Origin of the sequence: Nocardia lasii, assembly GCF_042658545.1 — a bacterium.
Taxonomy (GTDB): Bacteria; Actinomycetota; Actinomycetes; order Mycobacteriales; family Mycobacteriaceae; genus Nocardia; species Nocardia lasii.
Genome location: NZ_JBHSQN010000001.1, coordinates 792,568 through 817,912, shown reverse-complemented (window position 1 = coordinate 817,912; position 25,345 = coordinate 792,568). Strand labels below are relative to the sequence as shown.

Annotated in this window: 25 protein-coding genes and 1 tRNA gene; 10 read left to right on the top strand and 16 right to left on the bottom strand. The window is 67.9% G+C overall.

Going from position 1 to position 25,345, the window contains the following annotated elements; all coding sequences use genetic code 11:
* Window positions 1-300 precede the first annotated feature (300 nt).
* Both ACFP3H_RS03815 and ACFP3H_RS03810 read right to left on the bottom strand, forming a co-directional pair.
* A complete protein-coding gene (locus tag ACFP3H_RS03815) occupies window positions 301-543 on the bottom strand; it encodes a hypothetical protein (RefSeq protein WP_378599543.1) in 243 nt (80 codons plus the stop codon).
* Entirely contained in the window at window positions 543-893 is a 351-nt protein-coding gene (locus ACFP3H_RS03810) for a hypothetical protein (RefSeq protein WP_378599540.1), read from the bottom strand. Before ACFP3H_RS03810 ends, ACFP3H_RS03815 begins: the two co-directional genes overlap by 1 nt.
* 216 nt (window positions 894-1,109) lie before the next feature.
* Between ACFP3H_RS03810 and ACFP3H_RS03805 the strand changes: the two genes are divergently transcribed.
* Window positions 1,110-3,968, top strand: coding sequence for a tetratricopeptide repeat protein (locus ACFP3H_RS03805; protein ID WP_378599537.1), 2,859 nt, complete (start codon window positions 1,110-1,112; stop codon window positions 3,966-3,968).
* Here the strand turns inward: ACFP3H_RS03805 and ACFP3H_RS03800 are convergent.
* The 9 genes from ACFP3H_RS03800 to ACFP3H_RS03760 all read right to left on the bottom strand — a co-directional run bounded on the left by ACFP3H_RS03800 (window position 3,965) and on the right by ACFP3H_RS03760 (window position 13,046).
* A complete protein-coding gene (locus ACFP3H_RS03800; protein WP_378599534.1) occupies window positions 3,965-5,182 on the bottom strand; it encodes a M20 family metallopeptidase in 1,218 nt (405 codons plus the stop codon). The two genes, ACFP3H_RS03805 and ACFP3H_RS03800, sit on opposite strands and share 4 nt — an antisense overlap.
* Window positions 5,183-5,187: 5 nt before the next feature.
* Window positions 5,188-5,931, bottom strand: a complete 744-nt coding sequence (locus ACFP3H_RS03795) for a 2OG-Fe dioxygenase family protein (protein ID WP_378599531.1) — start codon at window positions 5,929-5,931, stop codon at window positions 5,188-5,190.
* A gap of 503 nt (window positions 5,932-6,434) precedes the next feature.
* Window positions 6,435-8,132: an allophanate hydrolase gene (gene atzF, locus ACFP3H_RS03790; RefSeq protein WP_378599528.1), complete on the bottom strand. Its 1,698-nt coding sequence runs from the start codon at window positions 8,130-8,132 to the stop codon at window positions 6,435-6,437.
* A gap of 9 nt (window positions 8,133-8,141) precedes the next feature.
* On the bottom strand, window positions 8,142-8,846 hold the full coding sequence (locus tag ACFP3H_RS03785) for a GntR family transcriptional regulator (RefSeq protein ID WP_378599525.1): 705 nt from the start codon (window positions 8,844-8,846) through the stop codon (window positions 8,142-8,144).
* A 175-nt stretch (window positions 8,847-9,021) separates the two neighbouring features.
* Window positions 9,022-10,221, bottom strand: a complete 1,200-nt coding sequence (locus ACFP3H_RS03780) for a hypothetical protein (RefSeq protein WP_378599522.1) — start codon at window positions 10,219-10,221, stop codon at window positions 9,022-9,024.
* Between the two features lie 32 nt (window positions 10,222-10,253).
* Window positions 10,254-10,451 carry a hypothetical protein gene (locus tag ACFP3H_RS03775; protein WP_378599519.1) on the bottom strand — a complete coding sequence of 66 codons (198 nt, stop codon included), beginning with the start codon at window positions 10,449-10,451 and terminating at the stop codon, window positions 10,254-10,256.
* 936 nt (window positions 10,452-11,387) lie between these two features.
* Window positions 11,388-11,461: transfer RNA gene (locus tag ACFP3H_RS03770), tRNA-Pro, on the bottom strand.
* 43 nt (window positions 11,462-11,504) lie between these two features.
* Entirely contained in the window at window positions 11,505-12,038 is a 534-nt protein-coding gene (locus ACFP3H_RS03765) for a hypothetical protein (RefSeq protein WP_378599517.1), read from the bottom strand.
* A gap of 45 nt (window positions 12,039-12,083) precedes the next feature.
* The gene (locus tag ACFP3H_RS03760) at window positions 12,084-13,046 is read right to left on the bottom strand and encodes a metallophosphoesterase (protein WP_378599514.1); all 963 of its coding nucleotides are present in this window, start codon (window positions 13,044-13,046) and stop codon (window positions 12,084-12,086) included.
* 122 nt (window positions 13,047-13,168) lie between these two features.
* Here ACFP3H_RS03760 and ACFP3H_RS03755 point away from each other — a divergent pair, with 122 nt between their 5' ends.
* Window positions 13,169-13,633, top strand: a complete 465-nt coding sequence (locus ACFP3H_RS03755; RefSeq protein WP_378599511.1) for a GatB/YqeY domain-containing protein — start codon at window positions 13,169-13,171, stop codon at window positions 13,631-13,633.
* Window positions 13,634-13,686: 53 nt separating this feature from the next.
* Here the strand turns inward: ACFP3H_RS03755 and ACFP3H_RS03750 are convergent, their stop codons facing one another.
* Window positions 13,687-16,059 (bottom strand): penicillin-binding protein, encoded by a 2,373-nt coding sequence (locus ACFP3H_RS03750; protein WP_378599508.1) that lies wholly within the window; start codon window positions 16,057-16,059, stop codon window positions 13,687-13,689.
* 371 nt (window positions 16,060-16,430) lie between these two features.
* Here ACFP3H_RS03750 and ACFP3H_RS03745 point away from each other — a divergent pair, with 371 nt between their 5' ends.
* Window positions 16,431-16,754 (top strand): WhiB family transcriptional regulator, encoded by a 324-nt coding sequence (locus ACFP3H_RS03745; RefSeq protein WP_056821932.1) that lies wholly within the window; start codon window positions 16,431-16,433, stop codon window positions 16,752-16,754.
* A 112-nt stretch (window positions 16,755-16,866) separates the two neighbouring features.
* Here ACFP3H_RS03745 and bagB read toward each other — a convergent pair whose 3' ends face one another.
* Both bagB and bagA read right to left on the bottom strand, forming a co-directional pair.
* The gene (gene bagB / locus ACFP3H_RS03740) at window positions 16,867-18,000 is read right to left on the bottom strand and encodes an ATPase BagB (protein WP_378599505.1); all 1,134 of its coding nucleotides are present in this window, start codon (window positions 17,998-18,000) and stop codon (window positions 16,867-16,869) included.
* Window positions 17,997-19,034: an ATPase BagA gene (gene bagA / locus ACFP3H_RS03735; RefSeq protein ID WP_378599502.1), complete on the bottom strand. Its 1,038-nt coding sequence runs from the start codon at window positions 19,032-19,034 to the stop codon at window positions 17,997-17,999. The genes bagB and bagA overlap by 4 nt, the downstream gene beginning before the upstream one ends.
* Before the next feature lie 59 nt (window positions 19,035-19,093).
* Between bagA and ACFP3H_RS03730 the strand changes: the two genes are divergently transcribed.
* Genes ACFP3H_RS03730 through ACFP3H_RS03720 form a run of 3 tightly spaced genes read left to right on the top strand, consistent with a single transcriptional unit; the run spans window position 19,094 to window position 20,536 of the window.
* A complete protein-coding gene (locus ACFP3H_RS03730) occupies window positions 19,094-19,255 on the top strand; it encodes a DUF4177 domain-containing protein (RefSeq protein ID WP_378599499.1) in 162 nt (53 codons plus the stop codon).
* Window positions 19,256-19,257: 2 nt separating this feature from the next.
* Entirely contained in the window at window positions 19,258-19,719 is a 462-nt protein-coding gene (locus ACFP3H_RS03725) for a RidA family protein (protein WP_378599496.1), read from the top strand.
* 10 nt (window positions 19,720-19,729) lie between these two features.
* Window positions 19,730-20,536, top strand: coding sequence for an MBL fold metallo-hydrolase (locus ACFP3H_RS03720; RefSeq protein ID WP_378599493.1), 807 nt, complete (start codon window positions 19,730-19,732; stop codon window positions 20,534-20,536).
* A gap of 157 nt (window positions 20,537-20,693) precedes the next feature.
* Here the strand turns inward: ACFP3H_RS03720 and ACFP3H_RS03715 are convergent, their stop codons facing one another.
* Window positions 20,694-21,368: a Crp/Fnr family transcriptional regulator gene (locus ACFP3H_RS03715; protein ID WP_040703546.1), complete on the bottom strand. Its 675-nt coding sequence runs from the start codon at window positions 21,366-21,368 to the stop codon at window positions 20,694-20,696.
* A 145-nt stretch (window positions 21,369-21,513) separates the two neighbouring features.
* Window positions 21,514-21,741, bottom strand: coding sequence for a hypothetical protein (locus ACFP3H_RS03710; RefSeq protein ID WP_378599489.1), 228 nt, complete (start codon window positions 21,739-21,741; stop codon window positions 21,514-21,516).
* Between the two features lie 182 nt (window positions 21,742-21,923).
* Here ACFP3H_RS03710 and nth point away from each other — a divergent pair, with 182 nt between their 5' ends.
* Genes nth through ACFP3H_RS03690 form a run of 4 tightly spaced genes read left to right on the top strand, consistent with a single transcriptional unit; the run spans window position 21,924 to window position 25,344 of the window.
* Entirely contained in the window at window positions 21,924-22,682 is a 759-nt protein-coding gene (gene nth, locus ACFP3H_RS03705; protein WP_378599674.1) for an endonuclease III, read from the top strand.
* Window positions 22,679-23,329, top strand: coding sequence for a TlpA family protein disulfide reductase (locus ACFP3H_RS03700; RefSeq protein ID WP_378599486.1), 651 nt, complete (start codon window positions 22,679-22,681; stop codon window positions 23,327-23,329). Before nth ends, ACFP3H_RS03700 begins: the two co-directional genes overlap by 4 nt.
* Before the next feature lie 40 nt (window positions 23,330-23,369).
* On the top strand, window positions 23,370-24,098 hold the full coding sequence (locus ACFP3H_RS03695; protein WP_378599483.1) for an NUDIX hydrolase: 729 nt from the start codon (window positions 23,370-23,372) through the stop codon (window positions 24,096-24,098).
* Between the two features lie 52 nt (window positions 24,099-24,150).
* A complete protein-coding gene (locus tag ACFP3H_RS03690) occupies window positions 24,151-25,344 on the top strand; it encodes a MarP family serine protease (protein WP_378599480.1) in 1,194 nt (397 codons plus the stop codon).
* The last annotated feature ends 1 nt before the right edge of the window (window position 25,345 follow it).

Below are 25,345 nucleotides of genomic sequence, written 5' to 3'. Positions count from 1 at the left end.
CCCACCCCCACCGAATCCCCCAACCCCAACCCCCGCCGCAACTGCCCATCCGAAGTCATCCGCTCATCCTCGAGCATGGGGGTGAACTTCGGGTGCCGGATACGACGAACGCCGCCAGGTCGATGAGGGTCACCTGGCGGCGTTCATTGGGGCCGACGCCCCACAAGCGCCTCTCGGCGGGTGGTCGCTCGTAGCGACAAAGGGGTGAGGCCCGGGGCTGTTCGGACGTCGACGAATAGTTCCAACAGCCACATCCCCAGCTCCATTCCGAACCGGGGTGTGACCGTCGTGACAGGCCCGTCAGCCATCGCAGAACATGGCGCAAGGCTTCTGGTCGGGGAGCGCCATCGCCTGCGACGGACCGGGAGCCAACACGAACGACGTGGGGCCGTACCTGTGGTCGCCCAGGTCGGCGAGGCTGACGCCGATCATCACCGCGAGCGCGAAGGCGACCATCACCCCCAAGCCGTACACGGCATGGGTGAGGCGGCATCGCCCGCGACCGAGCGCCAGCACAACCAGGATCAGGACCAGGACGATCATCACCGCGCTCCGTCCCGCTCACTGACAGTGCGTGCCATCGTCGGGCCGGAATACTCGCTCGCGCGCGCGGCCAGCAACATCATCACCGTCGATACGGTCAGCCCCAGCTCGCCGGCCCGGATCTCGGCGAGCTCGAGGTCCAGACCGGCGGTCCGGAAGTCCGTATCGAGCACGATCATCTCCGCCAGGACCAACCCGGAGACGGCCTGCTCCTCGGTCAGCAGCCAGTAAGATGGCAGGTAGGACAGCGTCCAGCTGCCCCGGGACGGGCCGGGAAGGTCGATCCGGAACGCGGCTTCGTGCGCCACATCGCTGGTTACCTGCCACGGGGCCTTGTAGACGATTGTCATGTCGTGTCCCCTTTCGGTTCGTCGAGCGAGTCGCTCGGTGTGATGTATTCATGGTCTTCCCTGCGCTCGGCGTGGCGGCAGATGCGCGGAGCCGGCAAATATTCCGATACTGGCACTGCCTTGACCTGCGCGAATGTGGCTGGTACCCAGGAAATATCGCGATGACGGCCCGGCTTTCTCCGGCACACGGTCCACGCGGGCGCCGGAGGGGCGGGGATGACACACGACGACATCGGCGGATTCACCACGGATCTCGAAGGGCGGCGTCGGTTGCGCCAACTCTTCAGCGGCATAGGTCTGGCGGACCGCGACCTCGTCGCGCCGATGGCGGCCGAGCTGCTCCGCCACTACCGGCCTCGGCAGGCGTGGCGGTTGGCGAACTTCCTGACGCAGGACGCGGTGGCCGCGCTGTGCACACAGCGCCTGCTGCCCGAACTCGACCACCCGATCCTCGACAAGCGCATCGCGGCCATCGAGGCGTGGCCGAAAGGGAGCCGCCCGGCGCGGCCCTCGGTCCGAATATTGAAGATTCTCGCCGAGATCTACGGGACGACCTGGGATCAGCTCGTCGATGCCAAGGACATCGCGCACCTGCCGCTGGCGGACACCGATCAACTCGCCGAAGCCATCGCCGCGCGAACAGCCTCCGCGTTGCTGACCGCGCGGGTGTCGAATCGGGAAATGCCCAGCGACCTGGTCAATTTCGTCGGCCGTTCGGGACAGCTGGACAGGATGGACCGCCGAGTCATCGAACATCTGCAACGCCGCGGTCCGGCGGTCCACGTGATCACGGGGTCGATGGGTATCGGCAAGACCGCCTTCGCTCGGCACTGCCGCATGGCCTTCGCTCGCCGCTACCCGGACGGCAATCTGTGGCTCGACCTGCGAGGTCACACCCCAGGCACAGAGCCTCGCGAGGCTTTCGATGTGCTCGAGCAACTGCTCGTCCAGGTGGGCATCGCGCCCGAAGCTGTCGCCGGTGACCTCGCGGGCCGTGCGCACCAGTGGCGCGACGCGATGCACGAGAAACGAGTGCTCCTGGTGTTCGACAACGCGCTCGACAGCGGCCAGGTTCGCTATCTGCTACCCCAAACGCGCGGATGCTTCGTAGTGATCACCAGCCGCTGCCGGTTGACCGGCCTCGCGGGTGCCGTGCCCTTTCCCCTCGACGTGCTCACCGACGACGAAGCCAGGCAACTGCTGGTCGAGCTCGCCCATCTCGATTCCGACCACGACACGGAGGCGGTCACCCGGATTCTGCGGACCGCAGGCAATCTTCCGCTTGCCATCAAGCTCATCGCCGGTCAGATCGCGCAGTACGGGCAGGATCGACTCGCCGATATCGCGCGGGAATTCGACGAGCTGACAACGGTTTTGAAAGGGGCACCCCCGGAAGGGCCCGGTGGCGACTCCGCCGCCGAGCATCTACTGGGGTGGTTCACGGCAGGGGACCAGTCGTTGTTGGCGGCCTTCGAGATCTCCTACGCCGGGCTCGCGGATCCCGTGCAGCGTCGGGTCGTGCGTGCGATCGGATGTTTCCCCGGACCCGAGATCACCGCCGAAGTGATCGCGCTGATGACGCAGGTCGGTCTGGCGACGGCGACGTCGCTGCTGCGCGGTCTTTTCGACGCGGGATTCATCGAGAACTCGGGCGGCGCCGGGCACCGCTATCGGGCGCACGACGCGGTTCGACTGTGCGCGCGCAGACGCGCGGAGCAGGAGGAGGCGCCGGGAGAGCACGTCGCCGCGCTCGACAGGCTGATCGCCGGATACCTCGACAGTGCCCGCAAGCAGGTGGTTCTCCACGAGCGCCACCCCGACCAGGGCCGACGCTACAGCCAGCTTCCGGAAGTCTTCGAAGCGGCCGAACTCGATCCCGAGGTCGCCCACCAGTGGTTGACCGTGGAGCGCGCGAATGTGCTCGCGTGCATCGCGGCCGCGCGCCACACCACCCAGACCGCAGAACTGGTCAAATTGCTGGCCCAGCCATTGCGGAACATGGGGTGGTGGAGCGACGCACACGGGCTCTACGAGACCTTGCGCGAGATCGCCGTGACGATGAGCGATCGACCGGCCGAGGCCAAAGCCCTGCTGCAACTGGGGCGGATCGACCAGATCGGCAGCCTGTACGACCTCGCGGAAACGAGCCTGCTGCGCGCCCTGGCCATCGCCAGAGAGATCGACGACCAGTACCTGCGCGCCGATATCGTGTGCGAACTCGGCCAGACTGCCTGGCTCGTCGCCGCCCACTCCGAGTCCGAGGAGTACTACACCGAAGCGCTGGCACTGGCCCTGGAGATCGATTATCCGGCCGCGCAATGTGATGCGCACCAGGGCATCGGCCATGTCCGTCGGTTGGAATGCCGGTACCCGGAAGCGGCAGCGCACTTCGTGACCGCCCGTGAGATCGCGGAATCGCTCGACGACCCGGTGCGGTTGGCTCAGGTGCACTGGGGGCACGGCGAAGTCGCACGCAGGCTCGGTGACAACGCCATCGCGATGAACGACTACACGGCCGCCCTCCGCCTGGCGCGCCAATGCGGCAGCGAGATCACCGAGAGCGACGCGCTGCGCGGCCTCGGCCATCTCGCGCGCCTGGCCCGCGATCCGATGGCGGCCACGTACTTCCCCGAGTCGCTCGCTATCTCCAACCGTCTCAATGACCGGTACGGGCAGGCGTGGTCGCTGTGGGGACAGGGCAACCTCGACCGGGACGCCGGAAAGTGGGAGTCCGCGCGCTGGTGCTACACCGAGGGCCTGCGGATCGCCGTGGCGATCAACCTGTCGCTGGCCCGAGTCGACCACCTTCGCGGGCTCGGCCATGTCGAACGTGAGCAGGGCAACCACGACGCTGCGCTCGTCCACTACCGCGCCTCGCTGCACATCGCCGAGCAGGTCAACGACCCCAACGGCCAGGGCGACGCACTCCGAGCGCTCGGCAGTGTGCGGTTTCTGCAAGGGCACACCGACGAAGCGGCGGACCTGTTGCGCGCGGCACTGCGCTGCTACGAACCGATCGGGGTACCCGCGGCGCAGCGGACGCGGGAGTTGTTGCGTGAGTACGGTTTCGACTAGGCGCAGCGGTGGACTATCAACGCGGCCAGCGTTCGCGCGCACGCCCGCATCTCACTGATCAGCACGTGGTGCTCGGTGTCGGGGCCCGCTCCCCGAGGGCCGAACAGGCAGCAGTCGATCCCCGCTCTGCTCAGGTGGGTCGTGTCGTTGCCGCAGTACGAAAAAGGCAGCGCCAGACCGGTTTCGGTCACCGAGAAGTCGCTGACCTCGGGTAGCAGCGCCGCGATATCGGTGACGATGGGCGAGTTCGGTGACACGTCCATCGGCGGCATGGCGCTGCCCCCGATCCGGAAGCCGGGCTCGGGCGGATTGTCGATCGTGATCTTCGCGTCCGGGAAGTTGTGCCGCACAGCCGATATCGCCGCTTCCACGGCCACCGCGACGTCATCGGGCTCGAACGGCGGTGGGTAGCGGATATCGATCAGCGCGGTTGCCTTGTCCGCCAGATAGCTGATTCCGGACAGCTCGTGCGTCTCACCGCGACCGGCGACGATACCGCCGATCTGCAGTCGAGGCAGCGGTGGGAAGTCGGGATTGTGCAGCCCCAAGTCGCTGCGGTCGAGGTGGTCGAGGACCTGCCGCAAGACCGCCACCGCGTCGACGCCTTCGGCATGGCGGCTGGTGTGGGCGGTGCGGCCACGCACGACCAGCCCGAACTTGTGCACGCCCGCCGTCCTGGTGATGACCCGGCGGACCGAATACGGTTCCGGCACGACCGCGGCATCGGCGGTGAGCCCGGACGCGAGCGCGAAACGCGTCCCCACCCCGCCCTGCAGTTCCCCGACCACGAACTCGAGCAGCAGCGATCTGCGCAGGACGATGCCACTGCGCGCCACGGCGAGCGCGGCGGCGAGGATGGCGGCCACACCGCTCTTCATGTTGTGGAGTCCGGCGCCGTAGAGCTTGTCGCCGTGGCGGCGCGCGACGAACGGGTCCGCGGGGTGATCGCGGCCGAGCGGGTCCATGTCGAGGTGGCCGTTGAGCAGCAGCGCGGGTCGCCCCGGTGGGCCGAGCAACCCGATCGTCTGCCGCCGCCCGGGCTGAACCTCCTGGCCGTAGGCGTGGAAACCGTTGCTCACCAACAACAACCGAACGGCATCAGCCAGCTCGGATTCTTCCCCGGTGAACGACGGTACGGCGGTGAGCTCGGCCGCGATACGGATCAGCTCGTCGTCGGGCAGCAACTCGTCGAGCCTGGCGACGAACCGGTCCATCGTGGTCACTCCGTACGGAAACCGATCAACAGGGCGTCCCGAAAGCCGGGTGCGGCCGGGTTCGCGCGCTCGATATCGCCGGTGAAATGCTGCACCCGGCTGTCGTGGAAGACAAACGAGTCCATCGGTTCGCGCAGCTGACAGGTGCGCAGTGGCACACCGAGAGTGTTGTAGAGGGTGGACTCGTCGCCCGTGATGTTCTCGCGGCGCAGCAGATGCGCCGATCCCGCCAGAAGTCCGTCGTGATGCTTGCCCTCGGGGCACGGCTTTCCCGGCGCGGTGATCCTGATGTAGTGCGCGTCCACCGAGCACCGGGGATGCCGTTCGGCGTCGAGCACACCCGCGTCGAGCAGCAGCCGAGCTACCGACACGGCCACTCGCGCCGCGATCGCCGTCGCCGGATGGTCGACGGGGACCAGCGCGAATCGGCGGTCGATGCCGCCCGCGAGACGATTGACCGTCATCGGCTGCCGATACGGCGCCGGATCGGCGATCGCGGTCCACCGCAGCTCGGCCACCGCGAGGTTGAAGCACTGGTAGGCGCGCTGCCGATAGTGGGCACCGGCGGGTAGCCATCGGTCGGGTTCCAGATCTCGGTCGTACAGGGTCGATAGCACATCGATGTCGGCCTCGGTGAGGTCGAAATCGCCCCGATTCATGATCGCGAACGCGTGATCACGCAGGTTTTCCTGAAGATCCGCGCTGGTCAGGGTGCTGTCATGGCCGAGAATGGTGAACTCCTTCCGCATGGAACGCAGTGCACAGATTGGCCAACACTACTGCCGGACGGAGCCGCTCGCGCGTGGGGCTGTCGGACGTGGAAATGCGGGAGGCAGCCACGCCGAACGACGCAGCTGCCTCGGTGACTTCGGTCCTCAGAAGTTGCTGAACCAGTACAAAATGCTGGCCAGCAACCAGACGATCGCGGTTTCCATCGTCGCTCTCCTTTGTCGGTACATCCATCATCGCCGAAAACGGGCCGGTGCCGACAAGTTGTTCTTAAGAAGCTCTAGAGACCGACACCGCATTGTTGTTTCAGACACCGGAGCAACCGGGTCCGATCGGTCTCGAGGGGTGATCGGTCGGACCCGGCGGTGCAGGCCGAAGGTGGCTCTTCCAGATGCTGAAGTCGCACTGCCGACGGTAACCACATCGAGGAGCTGCGCCGAGGAAGTTCCATGACGTGTCGCGGAGTGCAAGGGCCGGACCGATCCGATCGAGGGGTGATCGGTCCGGCCATTTGCTTGTGTTATCAGCCGCGCAGGTAGGCCACCCAGCCGCCGAAGTCGGTGATGTCGGTGGCGGCGACGGCGGCGTCGTAGGTGCAGGCGAAGCCGACGATCGAGCGTCCGTCGGACAGTTCGATGCTGGTCAGGGCCATCGGGGGCGGCAGTTCGGCCAGGAATCGGCCGAGGCCCGCGGGGGAGATCAGGAATTCCTCACCGAGGATCGGGGCGCCCTTGCCCTCGCCGTGGCGGACCAGGCCGGGTTTGGGCGGGGTGGTGTCGAGGGCGGTGAGGCGGTAGGCGTCGGTGGTGGTGATCTCGCCGGCGAAGCGGGCGCCGAGCTGTTCGAGCTGCCAGTGCAGGGGTTGGCCGCGCAGGTGGGCGCCGAAAACCGCAAGGGAGACACCGGTTTCCACGAGCAGGGGGGCAGTGGTTCCGGTGATGTGGGCGGCGAGGTCGATCGCGAGTTGGTCGGCGAAGGCGGGGGTGATGATCGTGACGCCGAAGGGGTGGCCGTCGGCGGTGGGGGTGCCGGGCACGGCCACGGCGGCCAGGTCGAGGAGATTGCAGAAGTTCGTGTAGGTGCCGAGGCGGCGGTTGATGGTGAGCGGGTCGGCGTCGACTTCGGCGAGGGTGGGGTGCTCGGTGGTGGTGGGGAGTAGGAGGCCGTCGTAGGCGGCGAGGAGTTGTGTTGCGAGGGTGCGGGTTTCGGCCAGGGTGTCCAGGTCGCGGGCGAAGGCGTGGGCTTCGAGTCGCTTCGCCGGGGTGATGATTCCGGCGACGGTGGGGTCGAGTCCGGCGGCGCCCTTGTCGATGAATTCGCCTACGGCCGTGTAGCGTTCGGCGACTATCGCGCCGTCGTAGAGCAGGCGGGCGGCATCGAGCAGGGGGGAGATGTCGATCTCGGTCAGTGATAGGCCCTGATCGCGCAGTGCGGCAACTATTTTCGTGAAGGCCGCGCGATAGGGCTCGCTCAGTGGTGCGAGGTCTTCGGCGCGGGGGATGGCGATCTTCGGGGCTGCGGTGGTGGCCAGGCGAACATCGCTGGGCCATTCGCGACTGCGCGGATCGCGAGAATCCTTGCCCACCATGATTTTCGAGGCGATGGTCGCCAGTTCGAGGTTCGCGGCGAAAATGGTGACCGCGTCGTAGTCGGCGCAGGCGGGGATCACGCCGTGGGTGGGGATCACGCCGAGGGTGGTCTTGATGCCGACGATGCCGTTCAGCGCGGCGGGCACCCGGCCCGAACCCGCCGTGTCGGTGCCGATGGCGAGGTCGGCGATGCCGAGCGCGACCGCGACCGCCGAACCGGAACTCGAACCGCCGGAGATCAATTCGGGGAAGTGGGCATTGCGCACGGCACCGTAGGGGCTGCGTGTGCCGACCAGGCCGGTGGCGAACTGGTCCAGGTTGGTCTTGCCGAGCACCAGCGCGCCGGCCTGGATCAGACGTTCTACCGCTGAGGCGGTTTCGGTTGCCGCATAGGCGAATTCGGGACAGGCCGCGGTGGTGGGCAACCCGGCCACGTCGACGTTGTCCTTCACCGCGAGGAGCAGACCTGCCAGCGGAAGTCGCGCGCCCGACGCGAGACGGCGTTCCAGCTCGGCGGCTTCGGCGGCGAGGTCGTCCTGCGGACGCAGCGTGATCCAGACCTCGGGCCGATCCACCTCGGCGATCCGTGCGTAGGCGGCGGCGACCCGCGCGGACGGGGTGGTGACGGACATGGAACTCCTCTAGTCGTTGACGGACATGGCGGCGACGGCGCGCGAGATGCGCTCGAGCACGACATCGAGCGAATCGCCGATGTGGGTGTGCAGGAGCTGTTGGGCCAGCGTGAGGTCACCGGCGAGGACGGCGTCGAGGATGCCGAGGTGCTCGCTGATGGTGGTCTCGATGCGGTTGTTGATCATGAAGTCGTACATGCGCACGTGCCGGATCCGGGAGTTCACGGCCACCAGCGCGCGCACCATCTCGGTATTGCCGGCGGCGGTCAGCAAAGTGACGTGGAATTCCTCGTCGACGACGACGAAACCGGGCTCCTGGGCGGGCGGATCGGCCTGCAGTGCCAGCCACTTACGCTGCTCGGCCCGCAACAGCGCCTCGTCGTGCGTGATCCGCGGATCCACCCGCACCCGCGTCATCCCGCCCAGTTCCAGGGTGAGCCGCAACTCGTAGAGATCGCGAATCCGCGGCACACTCGGCCGCACCGGACTGAACCCGAACTCCTCGCGCTGCAACAGCCCGTCCGAACACAGCATCGTCAGCGCCTCGCGCACCGGCGTCCGCGAAATCCCGAACCGCGCCGACAATTTCGGCTCGGTCAACCGCTCCCCGAACCGAATCCCGCCGTTCATCAACTCCCCCCGCAAGGTCGAATACACGACATCCCGCAACGGCCTCCCCGCCCCGTCCCCCACTGCATCCACCCTTGTCGACATGGGTGTATACGCTATCCACCGCTAATTTCTATCAAGTGACAGAAAGTAAGCTCCAGGTTATCCCTTGCTCACACCTTCGAACCAGCCCGTCGACCACAGACCCAACGCACCACTCGAGAGCCCCCGACCAGCGACTGATCAGGGGCTCTCGGGTATCACGACTGACTCATCGGAGTCAGATCACCGGCCTGACCGGCCCATGCCAGATGGGCTGGGTGTGCAGGTGCGCCTTGACGTCCGCCTGTCGGGACTGACCCGACCGCAATGTCTCGACCGCGTTGCCGGACAGCACCGTGACCGCAGTGGCCGTCGCCAGCCCGGCGACCAGCACCGACCCGAAGATCGGGAACCCGCTGTAGGCCGCGGCCGCGGCGAGCGTGCCGCCACACCAGAGCGCGGCGATCAGCGCGAACATGCCGTGGGGAGTGGTGGCGATGCTGGTCAACTTGGTGAGGTCGAACCAGGACGGGGCCATGATGAAGACGGCGAATCCGGTGAGCACCGCGATCGGCGGGACCGGCATCGCGGCCCATGCGAGCAGGCTCGCACAGCTCCCGCCGAAGAGCGCCGCCGCCAACCGAGTTGGGGTCAGCTTCACGCAGTGCTGACCAGGATGAGTCGACCGTGCCGCTATTACCAGCAATGCCACAGCGATGATCGCCGAGCCACCACCGGTGAACCCGCTTCCTGGCAGCTTGTCGCTGAACCAGAAGGTCGCCGCGAGCGGATAGAGAGTGAGCGCGAGCATCGCCAGCGGAAGCAACCGAGCGGTCACACCGGTGTGGACTGTCGGTACCAGGACCGGACGTGGAAGTGGTTTCCGCTGCTGTGCGAATTCCAGGCAGCGCAGACACACTTCGGCATCCGTGGACACGGCGAAATCTCGATACTCCGAGATCCAAGGTGCGCCGACGGTGAGGTGGTTCTCGTGGGCCGCGGGCTGCGTGGCCGCCGGGCGCAGCATTTCCGTCGCGGAGGTCTCGTGCGGCGGCGTCAGGTCCTGCTCCCATTCCCAGCTGTCGTCCTCGGCGTCGTCCTCGGCCTTCGGCGCCGGGACATCGTCGTCGTCGACCGGCAGGTCCAGCAGGATCCGTCCATCGGTGGCGGCATCAGGCTCGGCGTTGCCGCTGACCTCGTCCCACAGCACCAGCATGCGGGTGATGTTGCCCCGCGAGACCCGGCATGCTTTGAGGAACGCTTCGACCTGGGTGCGGTTCTTGGGCAAGGTGTTGTTCTTGCGGTCGATGAACCGGTAGGCGGTCGAACGCGGCAACCCCGAGAATGCGGCGATCTGGCCCGCCGTCAAGCCCGAGACCTCGTGGATTCGTCGCAGCATCGCCATGTAGGCCGATGCCGCGGCCTGGTCCTGGTCCACGGGGTCGTGCTGTGGAGGCCTGGTCGGCGCGTTCATCGGGTACCCCCGCCGAGGCTGTTGAACACGGCGCCGAGGAATCGGCAGGCACTACGGGCGGCGCCGCCGAGCACGCTGCTCGGCAGGACCAGCCCGACCAGGGGGACCGCGATGGCCAACAAGTAATGCACGGCCAGGAACGGCTCGGTACCCGCCACGACCAACAGGTAGTGGTAGACGAATCCCGCCACCACGATCGTCGACGCGAGGAAGGCTTGCGGCCACGCCAGTTTGGTCGGCAGCGGGGGCGGGGCTATCGGAGGGGGAGGAGGTACAGCCTGGGGTCGAGCGAGGCGTTGCCGCCGACGGATGGTCACTGTGCGCGCTTTCTCATGACGCGGGTAGCCGGGGGCAGACAAGATCGCTGTCCGCCCAAACGCACGCGGAACCTTCATCATTACGACGCACACTCTTGATCCGCACCCGGCTACCAACTGGTTGGACAGCCGAGGCTTCGGGTGAAGCTGGCGACACCCCGGCTCCGGGTTCCAGCCCGGATTCGGGGCCTGGCCCGGGTATTTTCAGGCCAGCGGTTGGCTATTCTGCCACCATCACAGGGAGATCACGAAGCATCAAATGCGCGATTTCTCGAGAGGGCCCAAACTGGCGTCCAACTGGTCTGTGGTCCAGTTATCGAACGCATGTTCGTCGCTGTGCCGGGAGGTGTCCAGCCGGGCCGCAGACATGCTTCGCCTGCACGTCGCCGCCGTGGGACGTTGGACGCTACCTGTAACGAAATGATAGGTCGAACCCCTGGTCTGGGCCTGTTTGTGCTGTTGACTGCCCAAAAGTGCCAGGCAAAGCAACATTGGACAGTCGTTCTGTCGTATGGTGTACCTACGGCCCCAAAGCTACCAGTGAGTAACTATCGCGATAGGGTGCCGGTTACCCCCGGATGGTCGATACGGACAGCCGAGCACACCGGGTACGGCGATCAGCCTGTTCCAGCGGGCCCGCCGAGTACAAAGGCCTCAGGCTCCTCCGGGCAGCCTGGGGCCTTGCTCGACGTCGTAGCTCGAAGGTTTGCCCGTGAATACAGTGCCGAGGTAGCGGGGGTGGGTTTTCTGGACAAGCGAAGAGCCCCTGACCAGTGAACTGATCAGGGGCTCTTCTGTGTCTCAACCAACACGTCGGGGTGACAGGATTTGAACCTGCGACCTCTTCGTCCCGAACGAAGCGCGCTACCAAGCTGCGCCACACCCCGTGAGGCGAACCTGGAGTAGCTTACAACGTGGGGTGCGGAAACGTTAAATTGGCTGGTCAGAGGGGGTGATTGTGGGGGTGCTGGTGGGGGTGTCGTCGGCTTGGGAGAGGGCGATGGCGGTGAGGGTGGCGGCGATGAGGAGGAGGGTGGCGATGGCCGCGGTGATTCGGCGGGCGGTTCTGTGGGTGGGTGGGGTGTCGCCGTAGGACTGGATGCCGCGGTGGGCGAGCGGGGGGATTTCGCCGTACTGCGGGGGAGTCCGGTCGTGAGGGGGTGGGGAGTCGGTGCCTGCCCACGGCGGTTCTGAAGTGAACTGTTCCGCCGGAGGGATCCAGGTGGGACCCGAAACCGGCTGACTCACAGGCGAATCGACGGTGTCCTGCCACAGCGCGGGACCGGCGGGCGTCCACTCGGTCGGGTCGGGCAGGCCGGGCAGAGGTCCGGGGCCGTTCCAGCGCAGGGTGGGGGGAAGGCCGGTGCCGCCGGGTGTCCAGGCGGTCGGATCGGAATCCGGTTGTCCCGCAGGGGGATAGGCCGAACCCGTTCCGGTGATGAAGTCCTCGGATCCACTACTCACGATCGGTCTCCTGACGAAACCTCGAGGGCAATGCGGGGTGAGAACTCAGCGGGCGACGGCCTCCGAGGTGGAGATGCCGTAGCCGGTGTCGGCGGCGGGCCGCTTGGGCTGGGCGCCGACCAGGGTCAGCAGGGTGGCTTCGGGGCGGCAGCAGAAGCGGTAGGGGGCCCAGGGGGAGGTGCCAAGGCCGGCCGAGACGTGCAGCTGGGTGTGCGAGCCCCACTGGGAGGCGCCCTTCACGCGGGAGCGGTCGATGCCGCAGTTGGTGACCAGCGCGCCGAAACCGGGCACGACGAGCTGTCCGCCGTGCGTGTGGCCTGCCAGCACGAGGTCGTAGCCGTCCTCGGCGAAGCGGTCGAGCACGCGCGGTTCGGGCGAGTGGGTGACGCCGATGCTGAGCTGGGCCAGCTGGTTGGGCGCCCCGGCGACGGTCTCGTAGCGGTCGCGCTGCAGGTGCGGATCGTCCACGCCCGCGCTGGCGATGCGGATGCCCGCCACCTCGAGGTCACGCCGGGTGTGGGTCAGGTCCAGCCAGCCGCGCTCGGTGAAGGCCGCGCGCAGGTCCTGCCACGGCAGCGGGTCGCCGTAGACGCGGCGGTGATCCTTCTTGAAATACTTCAGCGGATTCTTCGGCACCGGCGCGAAATAGTCGTTGGAACCGAACACGAACAAACCGGGACGGGCCAGCAGCGCGCCGAGGGATTGCACGACGGCGGGCACGGCTTTGGGGTGGGACAGATTGTCGCCGGTATTGACGACCAGGTCGGGTTCGAGCCGGTCGAGTTCGCGGATCCACTGCTGTTTGAGTTGCTGGCCCGGCATCATGTGCAGGTCGCTGACGTGCAGAATCCGCAGCGTCGGCGAACCGGGCGCCAGCACCGGCATCGTGGCTTCGCGCAGGACGAACGCGTTCCGTTCGATCAGCGTGGCGTAGCCGATACCCGCGACGGCGGCCCCGGCGGCTCCCAACGCGGTTCGGCGGACAGCGGACGTCGAGATAACGGGCATTTGCCCAGCATAGGCGACCTCATCCCGGATCGTCGCGTGTGTTTCCGCACAAATGGTCCGCGATTTCGGCCGGGACGGAAATGTGATGGGCCCGCGCGAGCCGAACGACTACGGTGAACCGCATGTCGGAACTGAAAGCGAAGCTGCGTGCGGATATGACCGCGGCGATGAAAGCCAAGGACAAACTGCGTCTGTCGACCCTGCGGATGCTGCTCGCCGCGATCGGCAATGCCGAGGTGTCGGGAACCGAGGCGCGCGAACTGTCCGATACCGACGTGGTGTCGCTGCTGCAGAAGGAAGCCAAGAAGCGCAACGAGGCGGCGGTGATCTACGAGCAGAACGGGCGCGGGGAACTGGCCGCGAACGAGCGCGCCGAGGAAGAGATCATCGAGGAGTACCTGCCCACCCAGCTCAACGACGCCGAGGTGGCGCAGGTGGCCGACACCGCGATCGCCCAGGTCGCCGAGGAGAACGGCGAGCGGCCGGGGATGAAGCAGATGGGTCAGGTCATGAAGGCCGCCACCGCGCTGGCGCAGGGCAAGGCCGACGGGTCGCGGATCTCCGCGGCGGTCAAGGCCCGGCTGTAAGCAGCTACGAAAAAGGCCGCCATCCGGGTTGGATGGCGGCCTTTTTTGTGCGGCTAGCGCGGCACCGGGATGGGGATCGGTGGCAGGCGCGGGATCTGCGGTAGGCCCGGGATCGCCGGCGGCGCGGGGGCGGCGGGCGGCGGGGTGGTGGGCGTCGGGACGCGCACGGTGCCGTCACTGATGTAGATCGTGACCACCGAACCCGGCACCGCCGCGCCGTTGGGCGAGCTGCCCATGACGGTGCCCTTGGGCTGGGATCCGGGACTGGTCACCGCGGAGACCTGGAAACCGGCGCCGGACAGCATCGAGGTCGCCTCGCCCTGCGACTTGCCCGCCACGTCGGGCACCTGCGAGTTGTTCGCGCCGCGCACGTACTTGTCGTCCACCGGCGGCAGCGCGGGCGGCGGATAGGTGCCGAGGACGGGCATGATCGCGTTGAACCAGGTGCGGGCGGGCTCGTTACCGCCGAAGAGGCTACCGCTGCCACAGCTGCGCAGCGGGAACGAGCAGATCTCGCCGGGAGTGGGGCTGTCGCCGTAGACGTACACGGCCGAGGCCAGGCTGTTGGTGAAGCCGAGGAACGCCGAGGAGTAGTGCGCCTCGGTGGTACCGGTCTTGCCCGCCATCGGCGCGGACCAGCCGGCCGAGCGGGCCGCGGCGGCCGCGGTGCCGCTGATGTCGTCCTTGCTCATCGCGTTGGCGAGGGTGTTGGCCAGACCGGGGTCGACCACCTGTTCGCACGCCTGCTGGGTGAGCGGGACGGTCTTGCCGTGCCGGTCGACGACCTCGCGGATGGGCGAGGGCGGGCACCACTTGCCGCCGGAGGCCAGCGTGGCGGCCACGTTGGACAGCTCGAGCGGGTTGATCGCGAACGGGCCGAGGGTGAACGAACCCATGTTGTTGTTCTTGATGTGGTCGGCCAGGCTCGAGTTGCCGTAGCCGGAGGTGCCCGGCTTCGTGTAGGACCGCATACCGAGGCGCACGGCCATGTCGACCGCCGCCGAGACGCCGACGTCCTGGATCATCTTGACGAAGGTGGTGTTGGGCGAGGTGGCCAGCGCGTCGGTCACCGACATCGAACCCGGGTAGGCGCCCGCGTTGGCGACACACCAGGAATCGGCGGGACAGCCGGGCGTGTTGGAGTAGCCGAGGCCCTTGGCCGCGTAGGTGCCGGGGACATCGAGGGTGGCCGCGATACCGAGGCCCTTCTCCATCGCCGCGGCGGTGGTGAACAGCTTGAAGATCGAGCCCGCGCCGTGCCCGGCCATCGAGTACGGCTGGCCGAGCAGCGTCTCGTTGGCGTCGCGGTTGAGGCCGTAGGTGCGGCTCGAGGCCATCGCCATCACCTGATGGGAGTCCTGACCGGGCGCGATCACCGACATGACCTCGGCGACATTGGGCAGGTTCGGGTCGGCGGCCTCGATCACCGCGCGCTTGACCGAATCCTGCAGCGCGGGGTCGAGGGAGGTCTTGATCAGGTAGCCGCCCTTGTCGATCTGCTCGTTGCTGATCCCGGCCTCGGCCAGGTAGCGCAGCGCGTAATCGCAGTAGAAGCCCTTGTCCTCGGCGGCGATACAGCCGCGCGGCAGGCCCTTGGGCTGGGGCAGCACGCCCAGCGGCGCGTCCTTGGCGGCCAGGAACTCCTGGGCGCGGTGCGGGATGTTCTGGATGAGCGTGTCGAGCACCGTGTTGCGGCGTTCGGTCACGCCCTTCTCGTTGGTGTAGGGGTTGAGCTTGGAGCTGGACTGCACCATGCCGGCCAGCATCGCCGACTGGGTGATGTTCAGCTCGGCGGCGTCGACGCCGAAGTAGGTCTGCGCGGCGTCCTGGATGCCGTAGGAGCCGTTGCCGAAGGGCACCAGGTTCAGATACCGGGTGAGGATCTCGTCCTTGGACAGCTCGCGGTCGAGCGTGAGCGCCATCCTGATCTCGCGCAGCTTGCGCGCCGGGGTGGTCTCGATCGCGGCGCGGCGTTCGGCGTCGGTCTTGGCGACCACGAGCAGGTTGAAGTTCTTCACGTACTGCTGGTCCAGCGTCGAGGCGCCCTGCTGCACCGCGCCGGAGGAGGTGTTGGTGAGGAACGCGCGCAGGGTGCCCTGCCAGTCCACGCCCTTGTGGTCGGCGAAGCGCTTGTCCTCGATGGACACGATCGCCAACTTCATGTTGTTGGAGATGCGATCGCTGGTCACCTCGAAGCGGCGTTGTTCGTAGAGCCAGGCGATCGGCGCCCCGTTCACGTCGACCATGGTCGACACCGCGGGGACCGTGCCCTCGACGAGTTCGGCGGAGACGTTGTCCACGGCATCGGCGGCTCGGTTGGAGATGAACCCGAACCCACCGGCCAAGGGGAACAACAGCCCGGCGACGAGCACGGCGGCCAGCGCGCAGCTCCCGGCCAGCCTCGCGAGCGTTTGAGTGATCGGCACGAGCTCAGCCTAAAGGGTTGCGTGGCGAGGTTCACGGTGCGCTGCTCCACGGGGGATGTCCGGGCGATGCCAGGGGGGTTGCTCGGGCGTGTCAACAAAATGATCACATCGGCGTGTCGCGACCGGCCACGCCGGTGAACAGCAGTACTGCGGCGTTCTGGGCCGATTTGAAGGGACGGTCGTACCAAAAAATCGGGGGGCGGTCTTGCGTAACCGCCATACCTTTACCTAGATTGAGAACCCAGTGTGATAGAGCTAACACTCAAAGTGGAATGTGGTGCGGACCGCAGCGGTAGTTGGGTTGCTGTGATCCGCGCTCGCGATTCTGGAGCGCCGCACAACGGTGTTCGGACTGCAAAGGGGCACATCAAATGCACATCACAACCCCCATCGCTCGACTGGATGTAGAGCAGGCCGAGGCAAGGATCGCTTGGGTTGCCCAGGCGCGATGCAAGGAAGTGGACCCCGATCAGCTGTTCGTTCGCGGTGCGGCGCAGCGCAAGGCGGCAACGATCTGCCGTCACTGCCCGGTGTTGATGCAGTGTGGCGCCGACGCGCTCGACAATCGCGTCGAGTTCGGCGTGTGGGGCGGGATGACCGAGCGACAGCGGCGTGCGCTGCTCAAACAGCATCCCGACGTGACGTCGTGGGCGGAATTCTTCAACGCCCAGCGGCAGCACCAGGTAGCCATCTAGCCGGCGAGACCGGACCGATATCACAACGGCGCCGAGACCGCTTGGTTTGCGGAATCGGCGCCGTTGCGCGGTGTTACCGAATCGTGAGCTATAGCCGAATTGTCTGAGTCTCTCAGGCCGAAGTCGGAGTACCTGTCAGTTGATCGCCGACCACGCGCAACGCTTCCAGGTCCGAGACCTCGAACGGCAGCGCGGTCACCGCGACGATCGGCACCCGCGGATGCGCGCCGGTGAAGCGGTGCAGCAGCCGCCGCTCCCTGGCCGCGGTGGCCACCCGGTCGGCGTGGATGCGCAGCACCGAGGCCGTCAGCGGGTCGGAATCGCGCAGCTGGTCCGCGGCGGTCAGCGCGTGATCACCGGACAGCTCCGACAGCGTCGGATGCGTGCGGTTGAGCACCAGCCCGGCCAGCGGCATCTGCTCGGTGGACAGCCGATCCACGAAGAACGACGCCTCACGCAGCGCGTCGGGCTCGGGCGCGGCGACCACGAGGAAATGGGTGCCGGGCTTGGACAGCATCGCGAACGTGCGCTCGGCGCGGTCCTGGAACCCGCCGAACAGCGATTCCAGCGACTGCAGGAACGTCGAGGCGTCCTTGAGCATCTGCCCACCGACGACGGTCGACACCCCGCGCATCGCCAGGCTCATCGCCCCGGTGACGATCCGGCCGACACCCCGACCCGGCGCCATGATCAACCGGATCATCTTGCCGTTGAGGAACGTGCCGAGCCGCTTGGGCGCGTCGAGGAAGTCCAGCGCGTTGCGCGAGGGCGGCGTGTCGACCACGATCAGGTCCCACTCCTTGCGCGCGGCGAGCTGGCCCAGCTTCTCCATCGCCATGTACTCCTGCGTGCCACCGAACGACGAGGCCACCGTCTGGTAGATCGGATTGGCGAAGATCTGCTCGGCCTTGTCGGCGCTGGTGTGCTCGAGCACCATGTCGTCGAAGGTGCGGCGCATGTTCAGCATCATCGCGTGCAGCTCACCGGGCACCTCGGGTCCGAGGTCCACGCGCTGGGGGCTGTTGTCGAGCTCGGCCACGCCGAGCGACTGGGCCAGCCTGCGCGCCGGATCGATGGTCAACACCACCACCTTGCGACCCGACTCCGCCGCCCGCAGCGCGATCGAGGCCGCCGTGGTGGTCTTGCCGACGCCGCCGGACCCGCAGCACACGATCACGCGGGCGCTCGGATCGGCGATGATCCGCGACACGTCGAGCGGGGGCGGGGTGGTCTCGTGCTCGCTCATCGGACTCCCTGCGCGGATAGCTGTTCGGCCAGTTCGTAGATGCCACCCAGATCCATGCCCTCGCCGAGCGCGGGCAGCGACAGCTGGGGGACATCGATGCCGGCCAGTTCGGCGGCGCTGGCGTTCTGCGCGGTGAGGACCGTCGCGTGGTCGACCGTTTCGGCGATCAGGCCGTCGAAGTCGGATTCGGACAGGGTGATGCCCGCCTTCGCCAGACCGGCGGCCACGGCGGCGGTGTCGAGCTCGCCCGCCACGGCCGCGTCGCGCTGGGCGGGGGTGAGTTCGGCGGTGGCCGCCCGGTTGACGATCACCGTGCCGACCCGCAGATCGTCGGCGGTGAGCTCGGCGATCGCGTCGGCGGTCTCCTGCACCGGCAGCGCCTCGAGCAGCGTCACCAGGTGGATCATCGTCTGATCCGAGTGCAGCAGCTTGGACACGCCCTCGGCCTGCGAGGCGATCGGACCGCCCTTGGCGATCTCGGCCATGGCCGTGGTGACGTCGAGGAAGCCGGCGATCCGGCCGGTCGGCGGCGCGTCGACGACGATGTCGTCGTAGGCGGGCCTGCCGTCCTTGCCGGTGCGCACCGCGCACTCCTTGATCTTGCCGGTCAGGATCACATCACGCAGACCGGGCGCGATGGTGGTGACGAACTCGATCGCCCCCATCCGGCGCATGGCCCGACCCGCGAAGCCGAGGTTGTAGAACATGTCGAGGTACTCGAGGAACGCGTACTCGATGTCCAGCGCCAACGCCGTGACCTCGCCGCCGCCGTCGGCGCTGGCGATATGGGTCTCGGTGGGCGGCAACGGTGGCCGGTCGAACAATTGCGCGATGGACTGGCGGCTCTCGACCTCGACCAGCAGCACTTTGCGTCCCCCCGCGGCGAGCGCGAGTGCGAGTGCGGCCGAAACGGTCGACTTGCCGGTGCCTCCCTTGCCGGTCACGTAGTGCAAGCGGGCGTTGGCCGCGCGCTGTGGCCATCCGGTCGACGGTTCGGGAACCGACGAAACCGGCTCTGCTGTTGGTGCTCCCACGCCGCCGAGCCTATAACCCGTTTCGTCGCGGGGGACGGGGTGCGCCCTAAACTCTCCCCATGAGTGAAGTCACCCTGTGGGAGTACGCGACCGTGCCGCTGTTGACGCACGCGACCAAGCAGATCCTCGACCAGTGGGGGTCCGACGGCTGGGAGCTGGTCTCGGTGCTGCCCGGCCCGACCGGTGAGCAGCACGTGGCCTACCTGAAGCGGCGGAAGTAGCCGTGGCCACCGCGTGGAAGGACGCGCTCGACCGGCTCGGCGTCAGCCTGCCGCCGGTCGCCGCGCCCGTCGCGGCCTACATCCCGGCGGTGCGCACCGGTTCGCTGGTCTACACCTCGGGTCAGCTGCCCTTCGTCGACGGTGAACTGTCGGCGGTCGGCAAGGTCGGCGCCGAGGTGGATCTGGCGCAGGCCAAGGACGCCGCGCGGCTGTGCGCGCTCAACGCGCTCGCGGCCGTGCACGATCTGGTCGGGCTCGACCAGGTGGTGCGGATCGTGAAGGTGGTCGGATTCGTCGCCTCGGCGCCGGGTTTCACCGATCAGCCGATCGTGATCAACGGCGCCTCGGAGTTCCTCGGCGAGGTGTTCGGCGAGGCGGGCGTGCACGCGCGCTCGGCGGTCGGGGTGTCCGAACTGCCGAAGAACACGCCGGTCGAGGTGGAACTGATCGTCGAGGTCGGATAGACAGGCCGTCATGGCACCAGAACACCCCGCGTACGGCCTGGTTCGACAGGTCACCCCGACGGCGTCGGTCCTGCTGGCCGACAACCCCGGTCAGATGACGCTCGACGGCACCAACACCTGGCTGCTGCGCGGCCCGGACAGCGACTCCTACGTGGTCGTCGATCCGGGACCGAAGGACCGCAAACACACCGCCGACATCGTCGAGGCGACCGGCGGTCGGATCGCGCTGACCCTGATCACGCACCACCATCACGATCACACCGGCGGGATCGACCACCTGGTGAAAGCCACCGGGACGCCGGTGCGTTCGATGGATCCCGCGTACCTGCGCGGCGACGTCGAGGTGCTGGTCGACGGTGAGGTCATCGAGGCGGCGGGGCTGGCGATCACCGTGCTCGCCACCCCGGGCCACACCACCGATTCGGTGAGCCTGCTGCTCGACGACGCGGTGCTCACCGGCGACACGGTCCTCGGCCGTGGCACCACGGTGCTCGAATCCGCGCCGGGCGCGCTGGCCGGGTTCCTCGCCTCGCTCGAGCGGCTGCGTGAGCTGGGTGCGGGCAAGGCTCTGCTGCCCGCACACGGGCCCGATCATCCCGATGCCGCGCCGGTCGCCCAGTACTACCTGGACCACCGTCGCGAACGACTCGATCAGGTGCGCGCCGCGCTGGTCGAATTGGGTTCCGACGCGGGCGCTTTCGCGGTCGTGCGCAAGGTGTACGCCGACGTGGACAAGCGATTGTGGCCCGCCGCACGCAGTTCGGTGCGGGCGCAGCTGGAATACCTACGGGCCGAACGGGATTCGACGCAGAACTGACTCGATCGCCGACCCGGGAGGTCGGCGATCGAGCTGTCCACGAACGCGGAAGTCCCGGCGCGACGCAACCGCGATGGGGTGGACGAGGCCCTCTCCTCGTGCGTCCACCCACATCGGCGGTCCCGTCGTCACCGGGACGACCAGGTGTTCTCGGCTTCTAGCGCGCGCGGCGCGCCAGGCGCTCCGAATCCGAGATCAACACGCTCTTGCCCTCTAGGCGCAACCACCCGCGATGGGCGAAGTCGGCGAGCGCCTTGTTGACGGTTTCCCGGGAAGCACCGACGAGCTGGGCGATCTCTTCCTGGGTCAGGTCGTGGGTCACGCGCAGCGCGCCCGCTTCCTGGGTGCCGAACCGCTGTGCGAGCTGCAGCAGCGCCTTCGCGACGCGACCGGGCACGTCGGTGAAGATCAGGTCGGCGAGGTTGTTGTTGGTGCGGCGAAGGCGTCGTGCCAGCACGCGCAGCAGCTGCTCAGCGATCTCGGGGCGCTGATCGATCCACGACTTGAGTGCGTCGCGGTCCATCGTCACGGCGCGGACCTCGGTGACCGTGGTGGCGGTCGAGGTACGCGGGCCCGGGTCGAAGATCGACAGCTCACCGAACATGTCGGAGGGACCCATGATGGTCAGCAGGTTCTCCCTGCCGTCCGGGGACCGTCGGCCGATCTTCACCTTGCCCGTCGTGATGATGTACAGCCGATCGCCGGGTTCGCCCTCGTTGAAGATGACGTGGCCCCGCGGAAAATCTACGGGCTGCAGCTGCTTGGCGAGCGCGGCCACCGCGGTGGGCTCGACGCCTTGGAAGATGCCTGCTCTGGCGAGGGCCTCGTCCACGAATGTGCTCCTTATGGGATATGGCTTGCGAACCTGGTCGAGCGAATCGACCAACCGCGCAGTCTACGCGGCATTCCGGCACCTTAGTGACAGACACCACGTAAAGAGTGGATTGCGCGATGTGCGCACACTGTGAATGGGGTGATCAGCTTGCCTTGGCGACGTCCAGGTCGGAGGTACGGGAACGGCGCTTGCGCACGCGCGCGACGGCGGCGGGCAGGCCGAGCTTCGTCAGCTCTTTCACTTCGGCGTTGCTGGCGTTGTCCAGGTACTGCTGAACCTCTTCGTCGGGTTCGAGAAGCTTTCGGAGCCGATTCTCGACCCGCTCCATCCCCAGCGCGAACAGCATCAACAGCACTGGGAAGAGCACCACAGCGAGTCCTTGCATGACAGGCAGTAAACACGCTCCAGGTCTCAGATGGAACACAGCGGGCAAACTGGCCGGGCAATGTTGTCGTAGTGGTTCCGTATGGTGAAGCGGTGCCCGTTTCCGCAGCCTCCGCCGCCGCAGGCGATGCCGATTCGGCCGTGGAAACGGCCGCTGTCCCCACCGGTATCAGCGCTGCTCGCAAGCGCAAGAACCGTGCGATAGCTGCGGAAACGCGGATCGGCCTCGTCCGGCGCGCCCGCCGGATCAACCGCACGCTCGCCGAGGCCTTCCCCGACGCGCACTGCGAGCTCGACTTCACCACGCCGCTGGAACTGGCCGTCGCCACGATCCTGTCCGCCCAGTGCACCGACGTGCGGGTCAATCTCACCACCCCGGCCCTGTTCGCGAAGTACCCCAGCGCGCGCGCCTACGCCCAGGCCAACCGCGCCGAGCTGGAGGAATACATCCGGGCCACCGGCTTCTTCCGCAACAAGACCACCTCGCTGATCGGGCTCGGTCAGGCCCTCGTCGAAAAATATGACGGTGAATTGCCTCACACCCTGGACGAATTGGTGAAATTACCGGGGATCGGGCGCAAGACGGCCAACGTGATCCTCGGCAATGCCTTCGGTGTTCCCGGCATCACCGTCGACACCCATTTCGGTCGGTTGGTGCGTCGGTGGAAGTGGACCGAGGAGGAGGATCCGGTCAAGGTCGAGCACGCCGTCGGCGCGCTGTTCGAGCGCAAGGACTGGACGATGCTCTCGCACCGGGTGATCTTCCACGGCCGCCGCGTGTGCCATGCGCGCAAGCCGGCCTGCGGTGCGTGCGTGCTCGCCCCCGACTGTCCCTCCTTCGGGCTCGGGCCCACGGATCCGGCCGTCGCCGCGGAGTTGGTGAAGGGCCCGGAGCGTGAGCACCTGCTGAACATGGTGGGGCTGTGAGCGGTTCCTCGGTGCTGGGTCGTCCGGCGGTGCGGTGGGTGCTCGCGGCGGTGATCCTGGTCCTCGCGGCCACGGTGGCGCTGTGGCCGCGCGAGAGTTCGCGGACCGCGGGCCCGGTGGTCCCGACATCGCCGCGGGCCTCGGGCGTGTCGCCCGAGCAGCGCGCGGCGGCCGGGTCGGCGCCGTGTCCGCCGCCGATGCCCACCTTCGCGCCCGTCTCGGGGCCGCTGGTCGGGCTGGGGGTGAGCTGCCTGGCCGACGGCGAGCCGGTCGACCTCGGCGTCGCGCTGGCGGGCAGGCCCGCCCTGCTCAATCTGTGGGCCTACTGGTGCGGCCCGTGCGCGGTCGAGCTGCCGCACCTGCAGGAATTCGCGCAGCGCGCGGGTTCGGAACTCACGGTCATGACCGTGCACAGCGACCCCGACGAGGCCAAGGCGCTGTCGCGGCTGGCCGGCCTCGGCATCACCCTGCCCGGCGTCGAGGATCCGCAGGCCGCCGTGCGCGGTGTGGTCGGCGCACCGGCGGTGCTGCCCGTTTCGGTGCTGGTGCGCGCCGACGGCACCATCGCGAGCGTGGAGGTGCGTACCTTTGCCGACGTGACCGACATCGCCGATACGGTATCCGCGAAGCTCGGGGTCACGGTATGACAGAAGACGTGATGGTGGCGGACGGATCGAAGGCGATGGCGTGAACGAGGCAGTGAGACTCGACGATTCCGACGTGCCGTCCTGGTTGCGGACCGCGATCAGGTCCGGCGGCCCCGACGCCGACGACACCCTCGCCACCTCCCGCGCGCTGCGTCGGGCCATGTCCATCACCGGAAAGCCCCGCCGCGCCGCCGTTCTCGTGCTCATCAGCGGTTCGGCCGAGCCCGACGAGAACGCCCCCGGCGGCCTGCCCGCCGACGCCGACGTCCTGCTCACCCAGCGCGCCTCGACCATGCGCCAGCATCGCGGCCAGATCGCCTTCCCCGGTGGCGCCGAGGATCCCGGCGACGACGGCCCGGTCGGCACCGCGCTGCGCGAGGCCGTGGAGGAGACCGGACTCGATCCCGCAGGCGTCCAACCGTTCGCGCTGCTGCCCACGCTGTTCGTTCCGCCGTCGAAGTTCGACGTCACCCCGGTGCTCGGCTACTGGCGAGCACCCAGCCCGGTCCGCGTCGTCGACCAGGGCGAAACCGAACGGGTGGTGCGCGTACCGCTGGCCGAATTGCTCGATCCCGCGCACAGATTCATGGTCCGTGGCAGTCTCGGCTACCAGAGCCCCGCGTTCGGCGTCGACGGGATGCTGGTCTGGGGCCTCACCGGCGGTATCCTCGCCGGAATCATCAAATCGGCTGGGTGGGAAAGAAACTGGGATCGGGGCGACGTGCGTGACCTGGAGAGTTCGCTGGCTGCGGTCGGAATGACCCTGTGAGCGAGCGGCGGATGGCGGCTGTACCGGAGCTGCGCGGCAGCGAGGTGACAGCATGACCGCCTCGGTATGGCTCGATATCGCCGTGGTGTTGATCGCGCTGGTCGCGGCCTCCACCGGGTGGCGGCAGGGCGCGGTGGCGTCGGCGCTGGCGTTCTTCGGTGTCGCGCTGGGCGCGGTCGCGGGCATTCTGATCGCGCCGCACATCCTGCAGCACCTCAGCGAGGGGCGCAGCCGGCTGCTCGGCGGCATCCTGTTGATCGTGCTGCTGGTGATCGTCGGCGAGGTCGCGGGCATGGTGCTGGGCCGCGCGGCCCGCACGAGCATTCGGCAGCCGGTGGCGCGCGGTGTCGACAGTGTGGTGGGCGCGGTGTTGCAGGCGGTGACCGTGCTGGTCGCGGCCTGGTTGCTGGCGCTGCCGTTGGCCACCGCCTCCCAGCCCGCCGTGGCCGCCGCGATCAATGGCTCCCGGGTGCTGGCCGATGTGAACTCGGTGGCGCCGGACTGGCTGCGCAAGGTGCCCAACGAGTTCTCCAAGCTCCTCGACACCTCCGGGCTGCCCAATGTGATCGGGCCCTTCGGTCGCGCGCCCATCGCCGCGGTCGAACCGCCGGACCCGAGCGTGCTGTCCAGCCCGGTCGCGGCCTCGCTGCAGCAGAGCGTGTTGCGCATCCGCGGCACCGCGCCGAGTTGTCAGCGCGCGCTCGAGGGGTCGGGCTTCATCGTCGCGCCCGAACGCGTGATGACCAACGCGCACGTCGTGGCCGGCACCACCACTGTGGCGGTCGATACCGCGCGCGGCGCGCTGGATGCCACCGTGGTCCTGTTCGACCCGTCCAAGGACATCGCGGTCCTGGCCGTGCCCGGTCTGGCCGCGCCCGTCCTGGAACGGGCGCCCGTGCCCGCGAGTTCGGGGGAGAGCGCGATCGTGCTCGGCTACCCCGGCGGCGGCCCGTACACGGCCAGCGCCGCCCGCGTGCGCGAGACCCTCGACCTCACCGGCCCGACCATCCACCGCGACGGCACCGTCGAGCGCGAGGTCTACACGGTGCGCGGCCAGGTCCGCGCGGGCAACTCCGGCGGCCCGCTGGTCGACGCCGAGGGCAAACTGCTCGGCGTGGTCTTCGGCGCCGCCGTCACCGACGACGACACCGGCTACGTCCTGACGCTGAACGAGGTCTCCGGCGAACTGGCCGCCGCCGCCCCGAGCAGCACGGCCGTCGACACCGGCGCCTGCGTTCTGAGCTGAC

Excerpts from the sequence above, each read along its gene's own strand:
- ACFP3H_RS03785 (WP_378599525.1), bottom strand. The coding sequence starts at position 8,846 with ATGTCGACAAGGGTGGATGCAGTGGGGGACGGGGCGGGGAGGCCGTTG.
- ACFP3H_RS03800 (WP_378599534.1), bottom strand. The coding sequence starts at position 5,182 with ATGGACCGGTTCGTCGCCAGGCTCGACGAGTTGCTGCCCGACGACGAG.
- ACFP3H_RS03760 (WP_378599514.1), bottom strand. The coding sequence starts at position 13,046 with ATGCCCGTTATCTCGACGTCCGCTGTCCGCCGAACCGCGTTGGGAGCC.
- ACFP3H_RS03805 (WP_378599537.1), top strand. The coding sequence starts at position 1,110 with ATGACACACGACGACATCGGCGGATTCACCACGGATCTCGAAGGGCGG.
- ACFP3H_RS03815 (WP_378599543.1), bottom strand. The coding sequence starts at position 543 with ATGATCGTCCTGGTCCTGATCCTGGTTGTGCTGGCGCTCGGTCGCGGG.
- atzF (WP_378599528.1), bottom strand. The coding sequence starts at position 8,132 with ATGTCCGTCACCACCCCGTCCGCGCGGGTCGCCGCCGCCTACGCACGG.
- ACFP3H_RS03730 (WP_378599499.1), top strand. The coding sequence starts at position 19,094 with ATGAGTGAAGTCACCCTGTGGGAGTACGCGACCGTGCCGCTGTTGACG.
- bagB (WP_378599505.1), bottom strand. The coding sequence starts at position 18,000 with ATGAGCGAGCACGAGACCACCCCGCCCCCGCTCGACGTGTCGCGGATC.
- ACFP3H_RS03720 (WP_378599493.1), top strand. The coding sequence starts at position 19,730 with ATGGCACCAGAACACCCCGCGTACGGCCTGGTTCGACAGGTCACCCCG.
- ACFP3H_RS03755 (WP_378599511.1), top strand. The coding sequence starts at position 13,169 with ATGTCGGAACTGAAAGCGAAGCTGCGTGCGGATATGACCGCGGCGATG.
- ACFP3H_RS03810 (WP_378599540.1), bottom strand. The coding sequence starts at position 893 with ATGACAATCGTCTACAAGGCCCCGTGGCAGGTAACCAGCGATGTGGCG.
- ACFP3H_RS03690 (WP_378599480.1), top strand. The coding sequence starts at position 24,151 with ATGACCGCCTCGGTATGGCTCGATATCGCCGTGGTGTTGATCGCGCTG.
- ACFP3H_RS03795 (WP_378599531.1), bottom strand. The coding sequence starts at position 5,931 with ATGCGGAAGGAGTTCACCATTCTCGGCCATGACAGCACCCTGACCAGC.
- ACFP3H_RS03745 (WP_056821932.1), top strand. The coding sequence starts at position 16,431 with ATGCACATCACAACCCCCATCGCTCGACTGGATGTAGAGCAGGCCGAG.